Here is an 18,458-nt window from a genome sequence, read left to right as displayed (position 1 = left end):
TCGAAATTGCTCAATCAGGGCACCTTCCGGCGCCCCAGACATGCTCACTATCTGCGGCAGGCGGCCGTCATGGCCGTGTCGCCTATGCAGTCCGGCGACGGCACGGTGACACCGATGGCCCTTGCGGATTGTTCGACCCGCTCGGCTGCTGCAGCGGGCTTCACGCTCGTCTGCGGCGCCTCGCCCGGCAGCGGTACGCGCGGACCGATGGGGGCCGGCAACGATGCCGCGCCCGCAGCCGGTTGCGGCGCCGGAGCGTTGCGAACCGCAACTGCCCGCGGCCGGCTGACAATGGCAGGCGCTGGCTCATAGCCGATCGGCATCGCGCTGGCGCGATAGCCGCCCTCGTCGGGATAGACCGGCGCACCGGTGCGTCCGAGTGCGGCATCGGCGGGCGGCGGATTGCTGTAGGGATTCCAGATCGCGCCGTCGAAGGTGCCGGTGATGGTATAGCCGTAGACGATGCCGAGCAGCTGGCGCTCGTTCGCCCTGGCGTCGCAGAGACGCAGGCGTAGCTGGATCATGCCGAAATTGCGCGCCTGGCTGTTGGCGGCGGCGCTCGAGCGGATCTGCTGCCAGGCATAGATGCAGCTGTCGCCGGCACGGCTACGGCCGGAGGCGTAACCGAACGGGCCGTAAGCGTTCTGCAGGAAGGTCGCCGAGGTCGCCATCGGCACGCCGGGGGCCGAACGAGCCACCTCTCGGGCAATGCCGCTCTCGTTGATCATGCTGAAGCCCGCATCGCCCGCCCCGGGATTGGCCCCGGAAGCGCCGAAGAACTGGACCTTCAGAAAATTCTGACCGGGCACGGAGGATGAGGTAAAGAGCGATACCGTCTGCTCGACGCCGTTGCCACGCTTGTGCTCGACGACGCTGACGATCGACAGGCCGCCCGGCGGCGGCAGGACCAGCGCCTTTTCAGGCGCCACGGTTTCCGGCCCGGAAGGCTGGCGCACACCGCCTGTCGACGTGCAGCCGGCCATCATGCCCACCACGGCCATCAGCGATATCGTCTTCCGCAAACCCATGTCTCGAGCCGCCGCATTCGTCTTTCCAGATATCCATCCGCCAACCGAAACGCGACGGACCTTAGAATCAACGACCACCCGGCCGTTCATCCGACATAAGCCGCCAGCATGGTTAACGAAGGGTAAAGAATCGGCCGTTGATGTCACCGGACGGAATCACACTGAACGTTATTCGGACAGCTCAACCGTATGATGCATAAATCAGTTTAGCAACACTCGAGCCGCTCTCATTGCGCGTGTCTTCGGCCCGACGAAAGCCCCAGGGAACTATGCCGCACGGCCGGCGTTGCCCTGAAGTCTCAAGTTGAAGAAGGAGAACATCCCATGCGCAAGATCATGCTGGCCGCGGCCGCCATGCTGACCATCAGCTCCGCCGCCTTCGCGCAGAGCACCGTCATCGTCACCGATCCCGCAGCGACCGGCTCCGTCGTATTGCCCGGCGAGGTGCGGACCTATGTGATGGAGCAACAGACACCGTCCGTCGTTTATGAGGGCGATATCGCGGTCGGCGCGACGCTGCCCGATACCGTCGAAGTGCATACCGTACCCAATATCGACGGCTACGGTTATACCGTCGTCAATGAACGGCGCGTCATCGTCGAACCGAAGACGCATCGCGTGATCCAAGTCCTGGAATAGTGTGATCTTGAACTGTGGACGTGCAGCCCAATGCTTCACGTCCGCTCATCTTCCATTCTCGCCGGTACGTTCAGCAGTTCGCGGATCTTGTGCGCCAGCTGCTCCAAGCTGAAGGGCTTGGCCAGCAGCGAAACGCCGTGATCGAGCACACCATTGTGGACGATGGCATTGCGGGTGTAGCCCGTCGTGTAAAGGATCCGGATCGCCGGCCATTTTTCCTGGACGATATCGGCAAGCTGGCGCCCGCTCATTTGCGGCATGACGATATCGGTGAAGATCAGGTCGACTTCCCGATTTTCTTCCAGGATCAGAAGCGCCTCCATGCCGCTGGCCGCCTGCAAGACGGTGTAACCCAGTTCATGCAAGCTTTCGGCGGTCATGATGCGGACGTTCTCATCGTCCTCCACCACCAGGATCGTATCGTTGACGCTGCCCTGAGGAAGCGGCTGGGCGCCGGCGGCGCTCAAACGGGCGTCCGTCGCGCCGACATGACGGGGAAGATAGATCTTCACCGTCGTGCCTCTGTCGATCTCTGAATAAATCTTGATGTGGCCGCCGCTCTGCTTGATGTAGCCGTAAACTTGGCTGAGGCCGAGACCGGTGCCTTTGCCGGGGCCCTTGGTGGTGTAGAACGGGTCGAAGGCGCGGTCGATCACGTCGGGCGACATGCCGGTGCCGGTATCGGTCATGCTGACCATCACATATTGGCCGGCCTCGACCTCGGAATGCATGCGCGAATATCGCTCGTCGAGTTCGGTATTGGCGGTCTCGATCGTCAGATGACCGCCGCCCGGCATGGCGTCGCGGGCGTTGACGGCAAGATTCAGGATGGCATTCTCGAGCTGGCTCAGATCGGCAAAGCTCGGCCAGAGGCCGCCGGCCAGCACGGTCTCGATCCGGATCTGCTCGCCGAGCGTACGTCGCAGCAGCTCCGACATGCCGCCGACCAGCTTGTTGAGGTCGATCACTTCAGGGGCGAGCGGCTGCTGGCGCGAGAAGGCGAGAAGGCGCGCGGTCAACACCGCGGCCCGCTGCGCGCCGTCCTTGGCATTCTGGATGGAGTGCAGCAGGCGGGGATCCTCGCTTCCGGTCAGGCGCCGTTGGGCGAGGTCGAGGTTGCCGATGATGATCGCCAACATATTGTTGAAATCATGAGCGACGCCGCCGGTGAGCTGGCCGATCGTCTCCATCTTCTGCAACTGGCGTATCTGCGCCTGAGCGGCGGCATTCTCTTCCATCTCGTGCCTCAGTTCGGCGGTGCGCTGGACCACCGTCTGTTCGAGGCGCGTGTTGAAGCTGTTGAGCTCACCGCGAAGGCGGCTCTGCCGGCCATGTGCGATGATGATCATCTCCATCAGGCCGATGATGATCGCTGCATTGATCACATAGGTCGACAGACCAACCCATTGGCCGGCGTTCATCGGCCAGAAGACATCATGCGGCTCGACGAAAAACTGCTGGACAATGAAAGCGGCAAGCACCGCGGCGACAAGGCCAGGCCCCGCGCCGCCGATGAAACTCGCCAGCAATATTGCCGGAAGGAAGCTCAGAAAGGGAAAGCCGGAGAGATAATCGCTGGCGGCAAGCCTGAAAAGAAACGTCAGGCCAACGAAGGCAACGGCCAGCGGATAGGTATAAGCTGGCCTTTGACGCAGCCAATCCGTGGCACTCAGCAAATCCATTCCAGACCCCTTCATACCGCGCCGCGCGCTCGGATGCGCAAAGGACGCCGTAACACTTTGAACTGCTGCATAATTCCTTCCGAGTCGGGAATTATGCAGGAGCCGTTGCGAAGACGGCATCCCAGCTTTTACACATCGAATTTCACCCGGCAATATGCTGTTTCTTGCATTGCCCGGGACGACGTCTTGACGAGCAGCGCAAGCAGTCCACATAAATCGCCATGCCTGGCAAGGGGAATGGGTGAACGGGGATCATGAAAGACATATTCATCGTCGAAGACGACGCGCTGATTGCCATGCTGCTCGAGGACATGCTCGCTGATCTCGGCTACCGGGTCTGCGCCAGCGCGCCCGACCTGGAACGGGCGCTGGCGACCGCCAGAGACACGGAATTCGACGCTGCCATTCTCGACGTATCGCTCGCAGGGCAGAGTTCGCTGCCGGTCGCAAAACTGCTCGATGAACGCGGAAAACCTTATATCTACGCGACAGGATATGGCACCGCCCCGGACGGCAGCAGCCCAAGCACATTGCCCGTGCTGCAAAAACCCTTCCAGCTCAGCGAACTCGAACAGGCGATGAAGCGGCTTACCGAAGCCTGAGTTCGATTAAAAGTTAGAGCATGATGTCATCCGAAAACCGCTCACACTTTTCGGCATCATGCTCTTTGCTCAACGCACCTGATCGAGCAGACGCTTGCATTCCAGCAGGTCGTAAAGCGCCTCCTGCAGCAATGCCCTGTCTTCCTTGCCGACGCTCGACTTGCCGATCGAGACTTCCTGTTCGTCTTCTCCCGCGACGAAATTGAAGAACCGGCGGGTGATCGGCGGCTTGGCGCGGCCGACGATCTGGTCTTCGTCAGCCATGCCGACGCGCGGTTCCCCGGCACTCGCCTCCTGCACGCCCGACGCAAGCGCCTCGACGCTGGCGAGATCGCCGTGGCCGACCGATATGACGAACTTGTTGCCGTTGGTTTTCAGAAGCTTCTGCACACCCTTGATCGTATAGCCGTGATCATAGAGCAAATGCCGGATGCCCTTAAGGAGATCGACATCCTCGGGCCGGTAATAACGACGGCCGCCGCCGCGCTTCATCGGCTTTATCTGCGGAAACCGCGTCTCCCAGAAGCGCAGCACATGCTGCGGCAGATCAAGATCGTCTGCGACTTCGCTGATGGTGCGAAAGGCATCGGGGCTCTTGTCCAACGTCATACTGCTACGCGACCTCGCGGCTCGATCCAACGGCGACTCATCATATTTCAACGGTTTGGCGTCGACAATTCAAGTCATGTCTCGACGTTGCGCACAACGATGGACAGTGCCGGAGCAAAAAAACGCCATTTAGAAACGGGAAGCCGATGCTCAGGAGGCCGGATTCTGCGGCTTCTGCTTGACCTTGCGAGCGACATGCGCCTTGAGGATGCGCGTCTTCAACACGTTCGACGCCTTGAAGGTCATGACCCGGCGGGGGGAAATCGGAACCTCCTCGCCGGTCTTCGGGTTGCGGCCGATCCGCTCGTTCTTGTCGCGCACCTGGAAGGTAGCGAAGGAGGAAAGCTTGACGGTTTCACCACGCACGATGGCGTTACACACTTCGTCGATGACGGTTTCGACCAGTTCCGCGGATTCGGTCCGGGAAAGCCCGACCTTTCGGAAAACGGATTCCGCCAGGTCTGCGCGCGTCACTGTTTTTCCGGTCATGATTTCCCCGCCCATTTCAAATATTTTGTGAAATCGCGCAAAGAGTATTTGTCTTGCGCGTCACGGTCAAGCTCTTGTTCGCCGCCAGTTTTTCAGGATTTACGCCTACCAGCGCAGCAGAACGGCGCCCCAGGTAAAACCGCCGCCCATCGCTTCGAGCATCACCAGGTCGCCCTTCTTGATGCGGCCGTCGCCGGCAGCGGTCGCGAGCGCAAGCGGGATCGAGGCCGCCGACGTGTTGCCGTGCAGATCGACTGTGATGACGACTTTCGCCGCATCGATATTCAGCTTCTTCGCCGAACCGTCGATGATACGTCGATTGGCCTGGTGCGGCACCAGCCAGTCGAGGTCATCGGCGGTGGTGCCGGTCGCATCGAAAGCCGCCTGAATGACGTCGGTGATCATGCCGACGGCATATTTGAAGACCTCGCGGCCTTCCATGCGCAGCTTGCCGACGGTGCCCGTCGTCGACGGTCCGCCATCGACATACAGTTTTTCCTTGTGCGAGCCGTCCGAGCGCAGATGCGCGGTCAGCACGCCGCGATCGGCAACAGTGCCCTCGCCCTCGGTTGCTTCGAGCACGATCGCGCCGGCGCCGTCGCCGAAAAGCACGCAGGTGGTGCGGTCGTTCCAGTCGAGAATGCGCGAAAAGGTTTCGGCGCCGATCACGAGAACGCGCTTGGCAAGCCCGCCGCGGATATAGGCATCGGCCGTTGTGACCGCATAGACGAAACCGGTGCAGACGGCCTGGACGTCGAAGGCGAAGCCGTGGCTCATGCCGAGGCGGCTCTGAATATTGACCGAGGTTGCCGGAAAGGTGTTGTCAGGCGTCGAGGTGGCACAGATGATGAGATCGATATCGGCTGGCGTCAGGCCCCCATTGGCAAGGGCCGCTCGCGCAGCGGCCTCGCCGAGCGAGGCCGTCGTTTCGTCATCACCTGCGACATAACGCTGGCGGATGCCGGTGCGCTGGACGATCCATTCGTCGGATGTGTCGACGATGGCCTCCATGTCACGATTGGTCATCACGCGCTTCGGAAGCGCGGCTCCGAACCCGCGAACCACTGAACGGATCATCTTTGATTGAACCCCATCGCTCATGCCGCTTCCGGGCCCATCGGGGGCAGCCGCTTGGCGTGATATTTCTTAAGATCGTTTTCTATTTTCTGATTGAGGCCGTTCTTGGCCATGTCGTAACCGACTTCAATGGCCGCGGCGATGCCTTCGGCATTCGCCCCGCCATGGCTCTTGATGACGATGCCGTTCAGACCGAGAAACACGCCGCCATTGACCTTGCTCGGATCGAGCTTCTCGCGAAGCATGTCGAAGGCGCTTTTGGCGAAGAGGTAGCCGATGCGGGCCAGCAGCGTGCGCGACATGGCGGCACGCAGATATTCGCCGATCTGCTTGGCGGTGCCTTCGGCGGTCTTCAGCGCGATATTGCCGGAAAATCCTTCGGTGACGACGACATCGACCGTGCCCTTGCCAAGGTCGTTGCCCTCGACGAAGCCGGAATATTCGAGCGAATCGATGTTCGCCTCGCGCAACAGCCGGCCGGCCTCCTTGACCTCCTCTTGGCCCTTCATCTCCTCGACGCCGACGTTCAGAAGACCGACCGTCGGCCGTTCGACCTCGAAAAGCGCACGCGCCATGGCGCCGCCCATCAGGGCAAAATCCATCAGTTGCTGCGCGTCGGCGCCGATCGTCGCGCCAACATCGAGCACGATGCTCTCACCCTTCAGCGTCGGCCAGATCGCGGCAATCGCCGGACGCTCGATATTGGCCATGGTGCGCAGACAGAACTTCGCCATCGCCATCAGTGCGCCGGTATTGCCAGCCGAGACCGCGACATCGGCGTCACCCGTCTTCACCGCCTCGATCGAGCGCCACATGGTGGAGATATAGCGGCCACGGCGCAGCGCCTGGCTCGGCTTCTCATCCATGGCGACGGCAAGCTCGCAATCGTGAAAGAGCGATTTTTCCTTGAGTTTCGGAAACTTGGCGAGAACCGGATCGCACTGTTCCTTGAGACCATAGAGAACGAAGGAAATATCCGGATGCCGATCCAGCGCCTTGGCGGCGCCGGGGATGACAACTTGGGGACCAAAGTCGCCACCCATGAGGTCGAGAGATATTCTGATCACGCGTCCCTGATCCTTCTTTTCGCCGAGGGCGAAATTTCGGCCAAAATACCGGTTTTGGCGTCGCTTACAACTGAATTGTGTCAAATGCCAGAGGAGCTTCAGTCCTTTTTCCAGTCCTTGAGGGCTGCGAAAGCCGAGGGCTTTTTGTCGTCCTCGCCGCTATCCTCGATATGGCCGTCGAACTCAATCCCCTCCTTGCGCGGATAGGGATCGATCGCGAGAGCGGCGAATTCGGCAACCACCTCACCGGCGTCGATCGTATCGCCGACAAAAGTCTCGGGCAGATCAGGACCGTCGGGATCGAGCAGCATCTCGCCGGCGTCATTGCCGGCCTGGCGGGCAAGCTTGGAACCCTCCGGCACGAAGATCTGCTCGAAGCTCTCGTCGATGGCGGATTCGACCGGTTCCAGCGTCACGACGCAGGACTGGACGATCTTCGCCTGAACGCGGCCCTTGATGCGCACGCCGTCGCGCTTCCAGCGGGCAATCTGCAGATCGGCGCGGAGATCGTCGACGGAGACGACATTCCAGGTCTCGGCAAGCGCCTTCAGTTCGCCGGCGTCGGCCTCGACATGGACCTCGACGGGATTGGCTGAGATATGGCCGACCTTGACGTGATAGGAGAAGGGAACATCGTCCCGATCGTTCTTCATTGCTTGCTCCTTCAGGCAACAGGCGGGAGCGTTGCCGAACCGGTGGAGATCGCCTCTTCCGGAACAGCAGACAGATGGGATTCCGCAGCCATCATCCATTCGGCAAGGCCGGACATATCGGCTGGCGCCGCGGTTTCGGGGTAGATATTGCGCTCGAGGGCAAGAGCAAGCGCTTCGGCGTCGCCCGCATCCATCGCCTTCGAATAGGCTTCGAGCCGGCCGTAAAACATGCCGGCGAGCTTCTTCATGCGCTTCGGCACGCTGTTGTCGCCGATGCCGAGTTCGCGGATCGAATAGTCGATATCCTGGAAGAAGGCGTCGACAATCTCCTGGGCGATCTCCTGGCCGCTGGTGGCGGAGCTGCGCGTGCGGCGAAAAAACAGAATCATGGTGATCGACAGCATCTCGAAACGGCCCATGACCGTATCCGGCACATTGAGCCGCTCATAGATTTCCGGCATGCGCGCGGCCGCCGTCAGCGCCGCATATTGCCTGTCGACGATCGCTTGATTGTTGTTTTTCTTACGGAAGAGCCCGAAGATCATTGTTTTTTCCGGAAATGCCTCATTCTTCACGCCGGCCGGCCTCTGGCCTTGTTGCATGATTTCGAAAGCTGGTTTACCGAAGCAGGCGCGAATTGCAATGCCGATCGTGGCCAGTTTCGGGACGACGCCTTCGATGCGTCAACGAAGCGAATTTGGGAAATCCGACCCGGAATGGCCACAATGGTTTTGCAGGTGGTAAAGCGTGCAAGGCCCCAAATGGCTGCTATCGACACTCAAGGGAGTAGATGTCGTTGAAGAAACGGTATTTCAAGTCTGACGTGAAATTCTTCAGCAGTGCGGCCATTGCCTTCATAATCGCCTCCACATCAGCTCTTTCCGGTTGCCAGACCAGCACCGTGCTCAATGGCGGCTACGTCGCCGACCAGCAGTCGCTGAACCTCGTTCCGGAAGGCTCGAGCCGCGATCAGGTGCTGCTTTCGCTCGGCACCCCGTCGACGACTGCGACCTTCGACGGCGAAGTCTTCTATTATATCTCGCAGCGGCGCACACGTGCGGTCGCCTTCCAGAAGCTGAAGGTCGTCGACCAGAGCGTCCTGGCGATCTATTTCGACAAGGACAGCGTTGTCAGCCGCCGCGCCAACTATACGCTGCAGGATGGCAAGGTGTTCGACACGATCGGACGCGTCACGCCGACCGGCGGCAAGGAACTCACCTTCCTGCAACAGATGCTCTCCGGCGGCAGCGCCGCAAGCGCTGCCCGCAGCCTGTTCGGCGGCGGCGCCGGCGGCACGCCGCAGAACCCAAGCAGCCTGCGCTGATCGGATACGCCTCATGCGAAACCCGCCGGATCGCTCCGGCGGGTTTTTTGGTGGTCGCTGATCGAGGCTGTGGCGAATTGCGCGTCGTCAACCGCCGCGCAATTTTTCGGTATGCATCAACCAGCGAGAACCGCGAGCAGCAGAAGCGCCACGATATTGGTGATCTTGATCGCCGGGTTGACGGCGGGGCCGGCGGTATCCTTGTAGGGATCGCCGACGGTATCGCCGGTGACCGAGGCCTTGTGCGCATCCGAACCCTTCATGTGACGCACCCCGTCCTTGTCGACGAAACCATCCTCGAAGCTCTTCTTGGCATTGTCCCAGGCGCCGCCGCCCGATGTCATCGAGATGGCGACGAAGAGGCCATTGATGATGACGCCGAGCAGCGATGCGCCGAGGGCGGCAAAGGCCGAGGCCTTGGAGCCGGAGATGAGAAGCACGCCGAAATAGACGACAATAGGCGCCAGCACCGGCAGCAGCGACGGCACGATCATCTCGCGGATGGCGGCCTTGGTCAGAAGGTCGACGGCCCTGCCGTAATCCGGCTTTTCCGTGCCCTGCATGATGCCGGGCTTTTCCTTGAACTGACGGCGGACTTCCTCGACGATGGCGCCGGCCGCACGGCCGACGGCGGTCATTGCGATGCCGCCGAAGAGGTAGGGAACGAGCCCGCCGAAGATCAATCCCGCCACCACGTACGGGTTGGAAAGATCGAAGGAAATTTCGCCTATCCCGGCGAAATAAGGGAATTTGTCGCCATTCGCCGCAAAATATTTGAGGTCGTAGGAGTAGGCTGCGAAGAGAACAAGTGCGCCGAGGCCGGCCGAACCGATGGCATAACCCTTGGTGACGGCTTTGGTCGTATTGCCGACGGCATCGAGCGCATCCGTGGATTTGCGCACCTCCGGCGGCAGATGCGACATTTCGGCGATACCGCCGGCATTGTCCGTCACCGGCCCGAAGGCGTCGAGCGCGACGATCATCCCGGCAATGCCCAGCATCGCCGTGACCGCAATGCCGGTACCGAAAAGGCCGCCGAGCTGGTAGGTGGCGAGAATGCCGCCGACGATGACGATCGCCGGCAGTGCCGTCGATTCCAGCGAGACGGCAAGGCCCTGGATGACGTTGGTGCCGTGACCGGTGACCGAGGCCTGGGCGATCGAGACGACCGGGCGCTTGCCGGTGCCGGTATAGTATTCGGTGATCACCACGATCAGCGCGGTGACGACAAGGCCGATGATGCCGCAGAAGAAGAGGTGCGTGCCTGAGATATCGGCGCCGCCGACGGAGCCGATCGAGCCCCAGCCGATGGTGAGCGAAGTGGCGGCGCCGAGACCGACGATCGACAGCAGGCCGGTGACGATGAGGCCCTTGTAAAGAGCGCCCATGATCGAGCCGTTCGCACCGAGCTTGACGAAGAAGGTGCCGATGATTGAGGTGATGATGCAGGCGCCGCAGATCGCCAGCGGATAGACCATCGCAGACTGGAGGATCGGCGCGCCGGCAAAGAAGATCGCGGCGAGGACCATGGTGGCGACGACCGACACCGCATAGGTTTCGAAGAGGTCGGCGGCCATGCCGGCGCAGTCGCCGACATTGTCGCCGACGTTATCGGCAATCGTTGCCGGGTTGCGCGGATCGTCCTCGGGAATGCCGGCTTCCACCTTGCCGACGAGGTCGCCGCCGACATCGGCGCCTTTGGTGAAGATGCCGCCACCGAGACGGGCGAAGATCGAAATCAGCGAAGCGCCGAAGCCGAGCGCCACCAGCGCATCGATGACTTCGCGCGAGCCGCTCTCATGACCGAGGCCGACGGTCAAAATGGTATAGTAGATGGAGACGCCGAGCAGTGCGAGGCCCGCCACCAGCATGCCGGTGATCGCACCCGACTTGAAGGCGATGTCTAGGCCGGCGGAGAGGCTGGCGGAAGCCGCCTGGGCGGTGCGCACATTGGCGCGGACGGAGACATGCATGCCGATAAAGCCGGCAGCACCTGATAGCACGGCGCCGATCAGGAAGCCGATGGCGGCCTCGGCGGAAAGAAGCAGCCAGGCTGCGATGAAAACGACGACGCCGACAAGGGCAATGGTTCTGTATTGGCGCGTCAGATAGGCTTGAGCACCTTCGCGGATATAGCCCGCGATCTCCTGCATACGGCTATTGCCCTGATCGGCGGCAAGCACCGAACGGGTTGCCCAGGCGGCATAGACCACCGAGAGCAGACCGCATGCGATTACGCATAAAAGGATGGTCATTTCGCTCTTTCCTCCATAGGCCGGAGCTCACTCCTTCTCCGGCAGATACGCCGCCGAATCGCCTTTCCTCTCCACAGAAATGCCACAGCTAAGCGTTGCGGAGATTGCGTGGTCGATCACGTGGCGTCAAGACCGCAACGGGCGAAAACCGCTGCAGTGCGAAGAAAGACTTAGGGAGGCTGTTTGGCGGCTAAGGAGTTACTTCTTCGCCTCGCCGCGGACGTGCTTGGCGATGCGGTCGAGCACGGCGTTGACGAGCTTCGGCTCGTCGTCATCGAAGAAGGCCTGGGCGATCTCGACATATTCGGTGACGATCACCGCCACCGGAACGTCCTTGCGGTCGGTGATTTCGAAGACGCCGGCGCGCAGGATGGCGCGCACGGTGCTGTCGAGACGCGACAAGGCCCAATCATCCTGCAGAGCTGCGGCAATCAGCGGATCGAGACGGACCTGATCGCGCACGACACCGGAGACGATCGAACGGAACCATGCGGCATCGGCCTTCAGATAGGTCGCGCCGTCGAGTTCCTGGCCAAGACGGTGCGCCTCGTATTCGGCGACGATTTCCAGAACGCCGGTGCCGCCGACATCCATCTGATAAAGCGCCTGAACGGCAGCAAGGCGGGCAGCGCCCCGCTGGTTCGCAGTCTTGACCGGCCGTTCCGTCTTGTCGTCGTTCATTCGTTATGCACCCAGTTTCTGCTTCAGCTCGATCATGGTCAGAGCTGCGCGAGCGGCAAATCCGCCCTTGTCCTTTTCCGAGCGGCGCGCGCGCGTCCATGCCTGCTCGTCGTTTTCGACGGTCAGGATGCCGTTGCCGATGGCAAGGGACTCGCTGACCGCAAGATCCATCAAAGCGCGCGAGGATTCGTTCGACACGATATCGAAGTGATAGGTCTCGCCGCGAATGACCATGCCGAGCGCGACATAGCCGTCATAATGCGTGCCGCCATTGTCGTCTCCATCGAGCGACATGGCAATCGCCGCCGGAATTTCCAATGCGCCGGGAACGGTGACCACCTCGAAGGTGGCGCCGGCCTCCTGCAATGCAAAGGTCGCGCCTTCGAGCAGGGCGTCGGCCATGTCGTCGTAGAAGCGGGCTTCAACGATCAAAATATGGGGAGCAGTCTCTCTCGGCATGGTTCACCTTCGTTTTGTGGGGCGTTTTCCACTCGGCAGCCCGCGGTCAAAACATGCCTTCATCAGAATGGCAAGCACTTTCGCCCGATGCCGCAACGCCGAAGACGAAATATCCGCAAGGGGATAGCCGCGCTGCGCCCGCGTCACCGGGCAAGCCTCCGAAACCAGCTTTTCCGGATGCCTGGAAAACGGCAATTCGAAGGCCGATTTCATGAACAATTCTTAATGGGTTTTCAGTGGCTTAACCTATTGAATCGTCAAAAGGAGAACGCCAATTCCATGTCGTGACGCAGACGATCCCCTGCAACGACAGTCGACCGTCAAAGCAGATGAAAGGATACCATCATGAACCGCGTTGTCACCATTACCATCGCAGCCACCCTCTCCTCCCTCGCATTTGCCGGCGTCAGCCGGGCCGAAAGCCTTGGAATGAACACGGCCCAGGGCATCGAGCAGACGCTCCGGACCTTCCAGGGCAATGACTTCAACGTCGAGCAGGTCCGCAACTGGCGCAACCTCGACGACGAAACGACCGGCCCACGCTCGGCGCCGGAGCGTTCCGGCCAGGCCGTTCACGGCATCCAGGCCTCGATCGACGCCAACAGGTCGCTTGCCCGCCGGCTCAACAACGAAGGCGTCGATGTCCGCAACATCGTCAATGCCGAGCAGGCGGCCGACGGAAGCCTGACCTTCTACGTCCGCTGACGCTTCAGCACATCCCGGACAATCAACCGATCTTCCGGGATGCACGGGCTGAACGTGATCGAGCGTCTTGGCGTCCTGGACGCGCGGCGCTCACAGCATGGGCGGCGGTCTCCTCTCCGCCCATGCCGGGGTTTTCCGAGATAGGCGAATTCCGAGACGGGCATTGAATTTTCCGGCGCGATGATAGTTTCTCTTCCTGCAACAGGAGAACAGCATGACGACGGAACCGAAGGCGGTGATCAATATCGCCGATCTCAAGCTCGAGCACTGGAAACAGGGCGAGCTATATGAAAGCGCCGACACCTCGTTCGGCTCGCCTCTTGGCCTCGCCGGTCTCGGCGTCAGCTATAACGAAGTACCGCCGGGCAAATCGAGCTGTCCCTTCCACAATCACCATGTCGAAGACGAGCTTTTCTACGTGATATCAGGCGCCGGCGAATACCGTTTCGGCGACGAGCGCCATCCGATCAAGGCGGGGGACGTGCTCGGGGCGCCGGCCGGCGGACCGGAAACGGCACACCAGATCATCAATACCGGCACCGTCACACTCGTCTATCTCGGCATCTCGACGATGGCGAAGACCGAAATCGTCGAATATCCCGATTCCGGAAAATTCCTTGCCAAGACGAACAGGGCCGGTTCAAAGGCCGGGCGCTTCCGCCATATCGGCAGGCCGGAAAGCGATCTCGACTATTGGGACGGCGAACCCGGCGCCTGAAGGCGCGATTCCACAAGGATCTGATGTGGCCGATATTCCGACCCTCGAAACGACGCGGCTGACGCTTCGTCCTCACCGCCTCGACGATTTCGAGGCGCATGCAGCATTATGGGCGGACGAGGACGTCGTGCGCTTCATCACCGGCGTGCCATCGACACGTGAGCAGAGCTGGAGCCGCATGCTGCGCGTTGCCGGCATGTGGCACCATATGGGCTTCGGCTTTCTCGCGATCTTCGAAAAGGCGAGCGGCCGGTTCATCGGCGAAGCGGGCTTCCTGGAAGGCCGCCGCGAGATGGAACCGTCGATTGAGGGGACGATGGAGGTCGGCTGGGCGCTGATGCCGTCTGCGCACGGCCGCGGTTACGCCACCGAGGCGCTGACCGCCCTGATCGGCTGGGCGGAGGCGCATTTCCCGGGGAAACCGATGAGCTGCATCATCAGCCCGGAGAATGAGGCCTCGCTCAGGGTCGCAGCCAAGCTCGGTTTTCGCGAGACGGCGCGCACGCAGTATAATGGGGAAATCATTCAGTTTTCGCGTTAGAGCGCCGCGCGTCCGACAGGACGCGCTAAGGACGCTCTACTGGATCTGCGCATAACCTCGAAAATCGATTCCGATTCTCGGGGTTATGCGCTGGGAAATTCCGCCAGCCGGGCGGCGTAGCGCGCCATGGTGTCGACTTCGAAATTGACGAAATCGCCGGCCTTGCGCTCGCCCCAAGTGGTGACTTCGAGCGTGTGACGGATGAGCAGGACGTCGAAATCCGTGCCGTCGACCGCATTGACCGTCAGCGAGGTGCCGTCGAGCGCGATCGAGCCCTTGGGGGCGACAAATTTCGCCAGATGTTCGGGCGCCCGCAGCCGGTAACGCGTGGCGTCGCCTTCCGATGTCACTGACAGGATTTCCGCCTTGCCGTCGACATGGCCGGAAACGATGTGGCCGCCGAGTTCATCGCCGATCTTCAGCGACCGTTCGAGATTGATGCGGCTGCCTTGCTGCCAGGTGCCGATCGTCGTCAGCCGCAGCGCCTCTTCCCAGGCCTCGACCTCATACCAGCGGCCGTTGCTGCCTTCGGCCGGAAGGGCGGTGACGGTCAGGCAGATGCCGGCATGCGAGATCGAGGCGCCCATGTCGATCGTCTTGGGATCATAGGCGGTCGCAACCCGCAAGCGGATACCTTCCTTCAGCGGGGAAACGGATTCGACCGTGCCGACATCGGTGACTATTCCGGTGAACATCAAAGCCCTCTTTCGTATTCGTCCAGGCGATCTTCGCCGAACATCCGCGTGCCCGTATGGGCAAAACCCGATGGTATGTCGGTTGTCTGTAGCGGGGATTCAATACCGCCTTCGCCGATGATGACAGGCGCCTGATAAAGCTGGATGCGGTCGACGAGGCCTGCTTCGAGAAAAAGTCGCGCCGTCTTTGCCCCGCCCTCGACCAGAAGCGAGGAAATGCCACGCGTTGCGAGCGCCGGCAGCAGGATTTCCGGATGGTAGGGATTGCAATAGACGACCTCGACACCAGCGGCTTCGAGGGCAGCTCGGCGGGAGTCCATGTCGGTGGCGTCGGTGGGTGAGGCACCCCCTTCTGCCCTGCCGGGCATCTCCCCCACAAGTGGGGAGATCGGCTGGGAGCTTGCTCCCTGCCCTACATCTGCCGTTGCTTGTGATGACGAGCCATCTTGGGAATTCGGATCCCGCTCCTTGCCGATCTCCGCCCTTGTGGCGGGTGAGGCGTGTGCCGGCGAAGCCGGAGCGATCGATCCAGTGGATCGATCGGAGCGCCGAACGGCCGGCAGGGCAGAGGGGGGTAAGCCCTCGGCCTCCAACAATGATACGTCCTCGCTCGCCACCACGATCACCGGCACCTCCCGCGCCGTCGCAACGAGCTTGCTGGTCAGCGGCAAAGCCAGAGTGGGATCGAGCACGATGCGAACGGGGGACTGCGCCTCGAGCCCCGGTAAACGCACCGTCAGCAGCGGATCGTCTGATATTGCCGTGCCGATGCCGACGAGGATCGCATCGGTTTCGGCGCGCAGCACCTGAACCTCAGTGCGGGCCTCCGGGCCTGTTATCGCCACTTGGCCCTCCCCTTCGCGGCCGATCATGCCATCGGCGGAAACGGCAAGCTTGAGAGTCACATAGGGGCGGTTCTTCGTCTGGCGGGTGAGATATGCGGCCAGGGAATGCCGGCCCTCCGCTTCCAGCACGCCGGCATCCACCTCTATGCCGGCGTCGCGCAGCATGGCGATGCCGCGGCCGGAGACACGCGGATCGGGATCGGTGACGCTGATGACGACGCGGGCAACGCCGTAGGCGATCAGCGCCTCGGCGCAGGGCGGCGTCTTGCCGTGATGCGAGCAGGGTTCGAGCGTCACGTAGGCGGTGGCGCCGCGAGCAGCCGCGCCGGCTTCAGCGAGCGCCTGCGGCTCGGCATGCGGGCGGCCGCCGATCGCCGTCACCGCCTGGCCGACGACGACGCCGTCCTTGACGATCAGGCAGCCGACAGAGGGGTTGGTGGCGGTGCGGCCGAGATGCAAACGCGATAGGCGGATCGCCGCCGCCATGAAACTTTCATCATGCGGCGTGATGCTCATGGCTCACCTGTCCAGCGGGTCGCGGGCGATCTTGGCGTTGATTTCGGAAATGACCTTCTCGAAATCCTCGGCAAGCGAGAAATCCCGGTAGACCGAGGCGTAGCGAACGAAGCCGACGTCATCGAGGCTTTTCATGGCCTCCAGTACCTGCAGACCGATCTGCTCGGAAGAAATCTCGGTCTCGCCGGAGCTTTCAAGCCGGCGGACGATGCCAGAGACGGCGCGCTCGATGCGATCCCGCTCGACCGGGCGCTTGCGCAGCGCCACTTCGAAGGAGCGCACCAGCTTGTCGCGGTCGAATGGCACCTTGCGGCCGGTCTTCTTGGTGACCATCAGCTCGCGCAGCTGCACACGCTCGAAGGTGGTGAAGCGGCCGCCGCAATCCGGACAGATACGCCGCCGGCGGATGGAGGTGTTATCCTCCGCCGGACGCGAATCCTTGACCTGGGTATCTTCCGAACCGCAATAGGGGCAGCGCATCCCTACTCCTTATCCCATGTAGCCATACATGGGGAAGCGGTCGGTGAGGTTGACCACCTTGCCGCGCACGGCGGCTTCGACGGCGGCGTTGCCTTCATCGGAATTGGCGACCTTCAGGCCGTCGAGGACCTCGACGATGAGATTGCCGATCTCGCGGAATTCGGCTTCCTTGAAGCCGCGCGTCGTGCCGGCCGGTGCGCCCAAGCGCACGCCCGAGGTGACGAAGGGCTTTTCCGGATCGAAGGGAATGCCATTCTTGTTGCAGGTGACGTAGGCGCGGCCGAGCGCTGCCTCGGCGCGCTTGCCGGTGGCGTTCTTCTTACGCAGGTCGACGAGCATCAGATGGTTGTCGGTGCCGCCGGAGACGACGTCGAGGCCGCCTGCGATCAGCGTTTCGGCAAGCGCCCGGGCGTTCTTGACGACCTGGGCGGCATAATCCTTGAACTCCGGCTGCAGCGCCTCGCCGAAGGCAACGGCCTTGGCGGCGATGATGTGCATCAGCGGACCACCCTGCAGGCCGGGGAAAACGGCCGAATTGAACTTCTTCGCCAGATCCTCTTCATTGGTGAGGATGACGCCGCCGCGCGGGCCGCGCAGCGACTTGTGGGTCGTCGTCGTCGCGACATGGCAGTGCGGGAACGGCGACGGATGCTGGCCGCCGGCGACGAGGCCGGCGATATGGGCCATGTCGACCATCAGATAGGCGCCGACCGAGTCGGCGATCTCGCGGAAGCGCTTCCAGTCCCAGATGCGGGAATAGGCGGTGCCGCCGGCGATGATGAGCTTCGGCTTGGTTTCTTCGGCCTTGCGGGCGACTTCATCCATATCGAGCAGGTTATCGCCTTCGCGCACGCCGTAGGAAACGACGTTGAACCACTTGCCGGACATGTTGACCGGCGAACCATGCGTGAGGTGGCCGCCCGAATTCAGGTCGAGACCCATGAAGGTATCGCCCGGCTGCAAGAGCGCCAGGAACACGGCCTGGTTCATCTGCGAGCCGGAATTCGGCTGGACGTTGGCGAAATTGACGCCGAACAGCTTCTTGGCGCGCTCGATCGCCAGTTCCTCGGCGATATCGACGAACTGGCAGCCGCCGTAATAGCGCTTGCCGGGATAACCCTCGGCATATTTGTTGGTCATGATGGAGCCCTGGGCTTCCAGCACGGCGCGGGAGACGATGTTCTCGGAAGCGATCAGTTCGATCTCGTGCCGTTGGCGACCGAGTTCCTTTCCGATCGCGCCGAAAATCTCGGGATCGACGTCCGCTAGCGAGCGGTTGAAGAAGGATTCGGTGGAAGCATTGGTCATGGGCGGGCTCCTCAACTGGAATGCGCTGAGGTATTAGCCTCCCGCCGTGGCAAGGGCAATACGAAGAACGACATTTGCTGAGCAA

21 protein-coding genes are annotated in these 18,458 nt (G+C 61.8%); 6 read left to right on the top strand and 15 right to left on the bottom strand.

Annotation, left to right across the window (positions count from 1 at the left end; translation table 11 throughout):
• Positions 1–47 precede the first annotated feature (47 nt).
• Entirely contained in the window at positions 48–1,028 is a 981-nt protein-coding gene (gene bcsN, locus PO860_RS05870) for a cellulose biosynthesis protein BcsN (protein WP_275038211.1), read from the bottom strand.
• Between the two features lie 324 nt (positions 1,029–1,352).
• On the opposite strand from bcsN, the gene PO860_RS05865 reads away from it, so the two are divergent.
• The gene (locus PO860_RS05865; RefSeq protein WP_183606474.1) at positions 1,353–1,667 is read left to right on the top strand and encodes a DUF1236 domain-containing protein; all 315 of its coding nucleotides are present in this window, start codon (positions 1,353–1,355) and stop codon (positions 1,665–1,667) included.
• A gap of 35 nt (positions 1,668–1,702) precedes the next feature.
• On the opposite strand, the gene PO860_RS05860 is transcribed toward PO860_RS05865, so the two are convergent.
• Positions 1,703–3,349, bottom strand: a complete 1,647-nt coding sequence (locus tag PO860_RS05860; protein ID WP_183606473.1) for an ATP-binding protein — start codon at positions 3,347–3,349, stop codon at positions 1,703–1,705.
• A gap of 254 nt (positions 3,350–3,603) precedes the next feature.
• On the opposite strand from PO860_RS05860, the gene PO860_RS05855 reads away from it, so the two are divergent.
• Complete coding sequence (locus tag PO860_RS05855) at positions 3,604–3,951, top strand: response regulator (protein ID WP_183606472.1); 348 nt, start codon at positions 3,604–3,606, stop codon at positions 3,949–3,951.
• A gap of 69 nt (positions 3,952–4,020) precedes the next feature.
• Here PO860_RS05855 and PO860_RS05850 read toward each other — a convergent pair whose 3' ends face one another.
• From PO860_RS05850 to PO860_RS05825, 6 genes are all read right to left on the bottom strand, one after another.
• Positions 4,021–4,560, bottom strand: coding sequence for a MerR family transcriptional regulator (locus tag PO860_RS05850; RefSeq protein WP_003574025.1), 540 nt, complete (start codon positions 4,558–4,560; stop codon positions 4,021–4,023).
• A 150-nt stretch (positions 4,561–4,710) separates the two neighbouring features.
• Positions 4,711–5,049, bottom strand: a complete 339-nt coding sequence (locus tag PO860_RS05845) for an integration host factor subunit alpha (protein ID WP_183606471.1) — start codon at positions 5,047–5,049, stop codon at positions 4,711–4,713.
• Positions 5,050–5,154: 105 nt separating this feature from the next.
• Entirely contained in the window at positions 5,155–6,126 is a 972-nt protein-coding gene (locus PO860_RS05840; RefSeq protein ID WP_273884041.1) for a beta-ketoacyl-ACP synthase III, read from the bottom strand.
• A gap of 20 nt (positions 6,127–6,146) precedes the next feature.
• The gene (plsX, locus tag PO860_RS05835) at positions 6,147–7,193 is read right to left on the bottom strand and encodes a phosphate acyltransferase PlsX (protein ID WP_020397442.1); all 1,047 of its coding nucleotides are present in this window, start codon (positions 7,191–7,193) and stop codon (positions 6,147–6,149) included.
• Between the two features lie 98 nt (positions 7,194–7,291).
• The gene (locus PO860_RS05830; protein ID WP_273884042.1) at positions 7,292–7,846 is read right to left on the bottom strand and encodes a YceD family protein; all 555 of its coding nucleotides are present in this window, start codon (positions 7,844–7,846) and stop codon (positions 7,292–7,294) included.
• 11 nt (positions 7,847–7,857) lie between these two features.
• Positions 7,858–8,448, bottom strand: a complete 591-nt coding sequence (locus PO860_RS05825) for a ubiquinol-cytochrome C chaperone family protein (protein ID WP_273884043.1) — start codon at positions 8,446–8,448, stop codon at positions 7,858–7,860.
• A gap of 188 nt (positions 8,449–8,636) precedes the next feature.
• Between PO860_RS05825 and PO860_RS05820 the strand changes: the two genes are divergently transcribed.
• On the top strand, positions 8,637–9,170 hold the full coding sequence (locus tag PO860_RS05820; protein ID WP_273884044.1) for an outer membrane protein assembly factor BamE: 534 nt from the start codon (positions 8,637–8,639) through the stop codon (positions 9,168–9,170).
• 116 nt (positions 9,171–9,286) lie between these two features.
• On the opposite strand, the gene PO860_RS05815 is transcribed toward PO860_RS05820, so the two are convergent.
• The 3 genes from PO860_RS05815 to ribH all read right to left on the bottom strand — a co-directional run bounded on the left by PO860_RS05815 (position 9,287) and on the right by ribH (position 12,565).
• Entirely contained in the window at positions 9,287–11,425 is a 2,139-nt protein-coding gene (locus PO860_RS05815; RefSeq protein ID WP_183606467.1) for a sodium-translocating pyrophosphatase, read from the bottom strand.
• A gap of 198 nt (positions 11,426–11,623) precedes the next feature.
• Positions 11,624–12,106 carry a transcription antitermination factor NusB gene (nusB, locus tag PO860_RS05810; protein WP_273884045.1) on the bottom strand — a complete coding sequence of 161 codons (483 nt, stop codon included), beginning with the start codon at positions 12,104–12,106 and terminating at the stop codon, positions 11,624–11,626.
• Between the two features lie 3 nt (positions 12,107–12,109).
• On the bottom strand, positions 12,110–12,565 hold the full coding sequence (gene ribH / locus PO860_RS05805) for a 6,7-dimethyl-8-ribityllumazine synthase (protein ID WP_183606465.1): 456 nt from the start codon (positions 12,563–12,565) through the stop codon (positions 12,110–12,112).
• A 345-nt stretch (positions 12,566–12,910) separates the two neighbouring features.
• On the opposite strand from ribH, the gene PO860_RS05800 reads away from it, so the two are divergent.
• The 3 genes from PO860_RS05800 (at position 12,911) to PO860_RS05790 (ending at position 14,529) form a co-directional block, all read left to right on the top strand.
• On the top strand, positions 12,911–13,270 hold the full coding sequence (locus tag PO860_RS05800) for a hypothetical protein (RefSeq protein WP_183606463.1): 360 nt from the start codon (positions 12,911–12,913) through the stop codon (positions 13,268–13,270).
• Between the two features lie 214 nt (positions 13,271–13,484).
• Entirely contained in the window at positions 13,485–13,988 is a 504-nt protein-coding gene (locus PO860_RS05795; protein WP_273884046.1) for a cupin domain-containing protein, read from the top strand.
• Positions 13,989–14,013: 25 nt separating this feature from the next.
• A complete protein-coding gene (locus tag PO860_RS05790) occupies positions 14,014–14,529 on the top strand; it encodes a GNAT family N-acetyltransferase (RefSeq protein ID WP_273884047.1) in 516 nt (171 codons plus the stop codon).
• Between the two features lie 83 nt (positions 14,530–14,612).
• On the opposite strand, the gene PO860_RS05785 is transcribed toward PO860_RS05790, so the two are convergent.
• From PO860_RS05785 to glyA, 4 genes are read right to left on the bottom strand one after another with little or no spacing between them, the layout of a single operon-like run.
• On the bottom strand, positions 14,613–15,224 hold the full coding sequence (locus PO860_RS05785; protein WP_273884048.1) for a riboflavin synthase: 612 nt from the start codon (positions 15,222–15,224) through the stop codon (positions 14,613–14,615).
• Positions 15,224–16,585 (bottom strand): bifunctional diaminohydroxyphosphoribosylaminopyrimidine deaminase/5-amino-6-(5-phosphoribosylamino)uracil reductase RibD, encoded by a 1,362-nt coding sequence (gene ribD, locus PO860_RS05780; protein WP_273884049.1) that lies wholly within the window; start codon positions 16,583–16,585, stop codon positions 15,224–15,226. Before ribD ends, PO860_RS05785 begins: the two co-directional genes overlap by 1 nt.
• Before the next feature lie 3 nt (positions 16,586–16,588).
• The gene (gene nrdR / locus PO860_RS05775; RefSeq protein WP_097617579.1) at positions 16,589–17,065 is read right to left on the bottom strand and encodes a transcriptional regulator NrdR; all 477 of its coding nucleotides are present in this window, start codon (positions 17,063–17,065) and stop codon (positions 16,589–16,591) included.
• 9 nt (positions 17,066–17,074) lie between these two features.
• A complete protein-coding gene (glyA, locus tag PO860_RS05770) occupies positions 17,075–18,373 on the bottom strand; it encodes a serine hydroxymethyltransferase (protein WP_097617578.1) in 1,299 nt (432 codons plus the stop codon).
• Between the last annotated feature and the right edge of the window lie 85 nt (positions 18,374–18,458).

Source organism: Rhizobium binxianense, from assembly GCF_028994275.1.
Lineage (GTDB): Bacteria > Pseudomonadota > Alphaproteobacteria > Rhizobiales > Rhizobiaceae > Rhizobium > Rhizobium binxianense.
The sequence above is the reverse complement of the archived record's forward strand: the minus strand, read 5'-3'. Positions and strand labels throughout refer to the sequence as shown.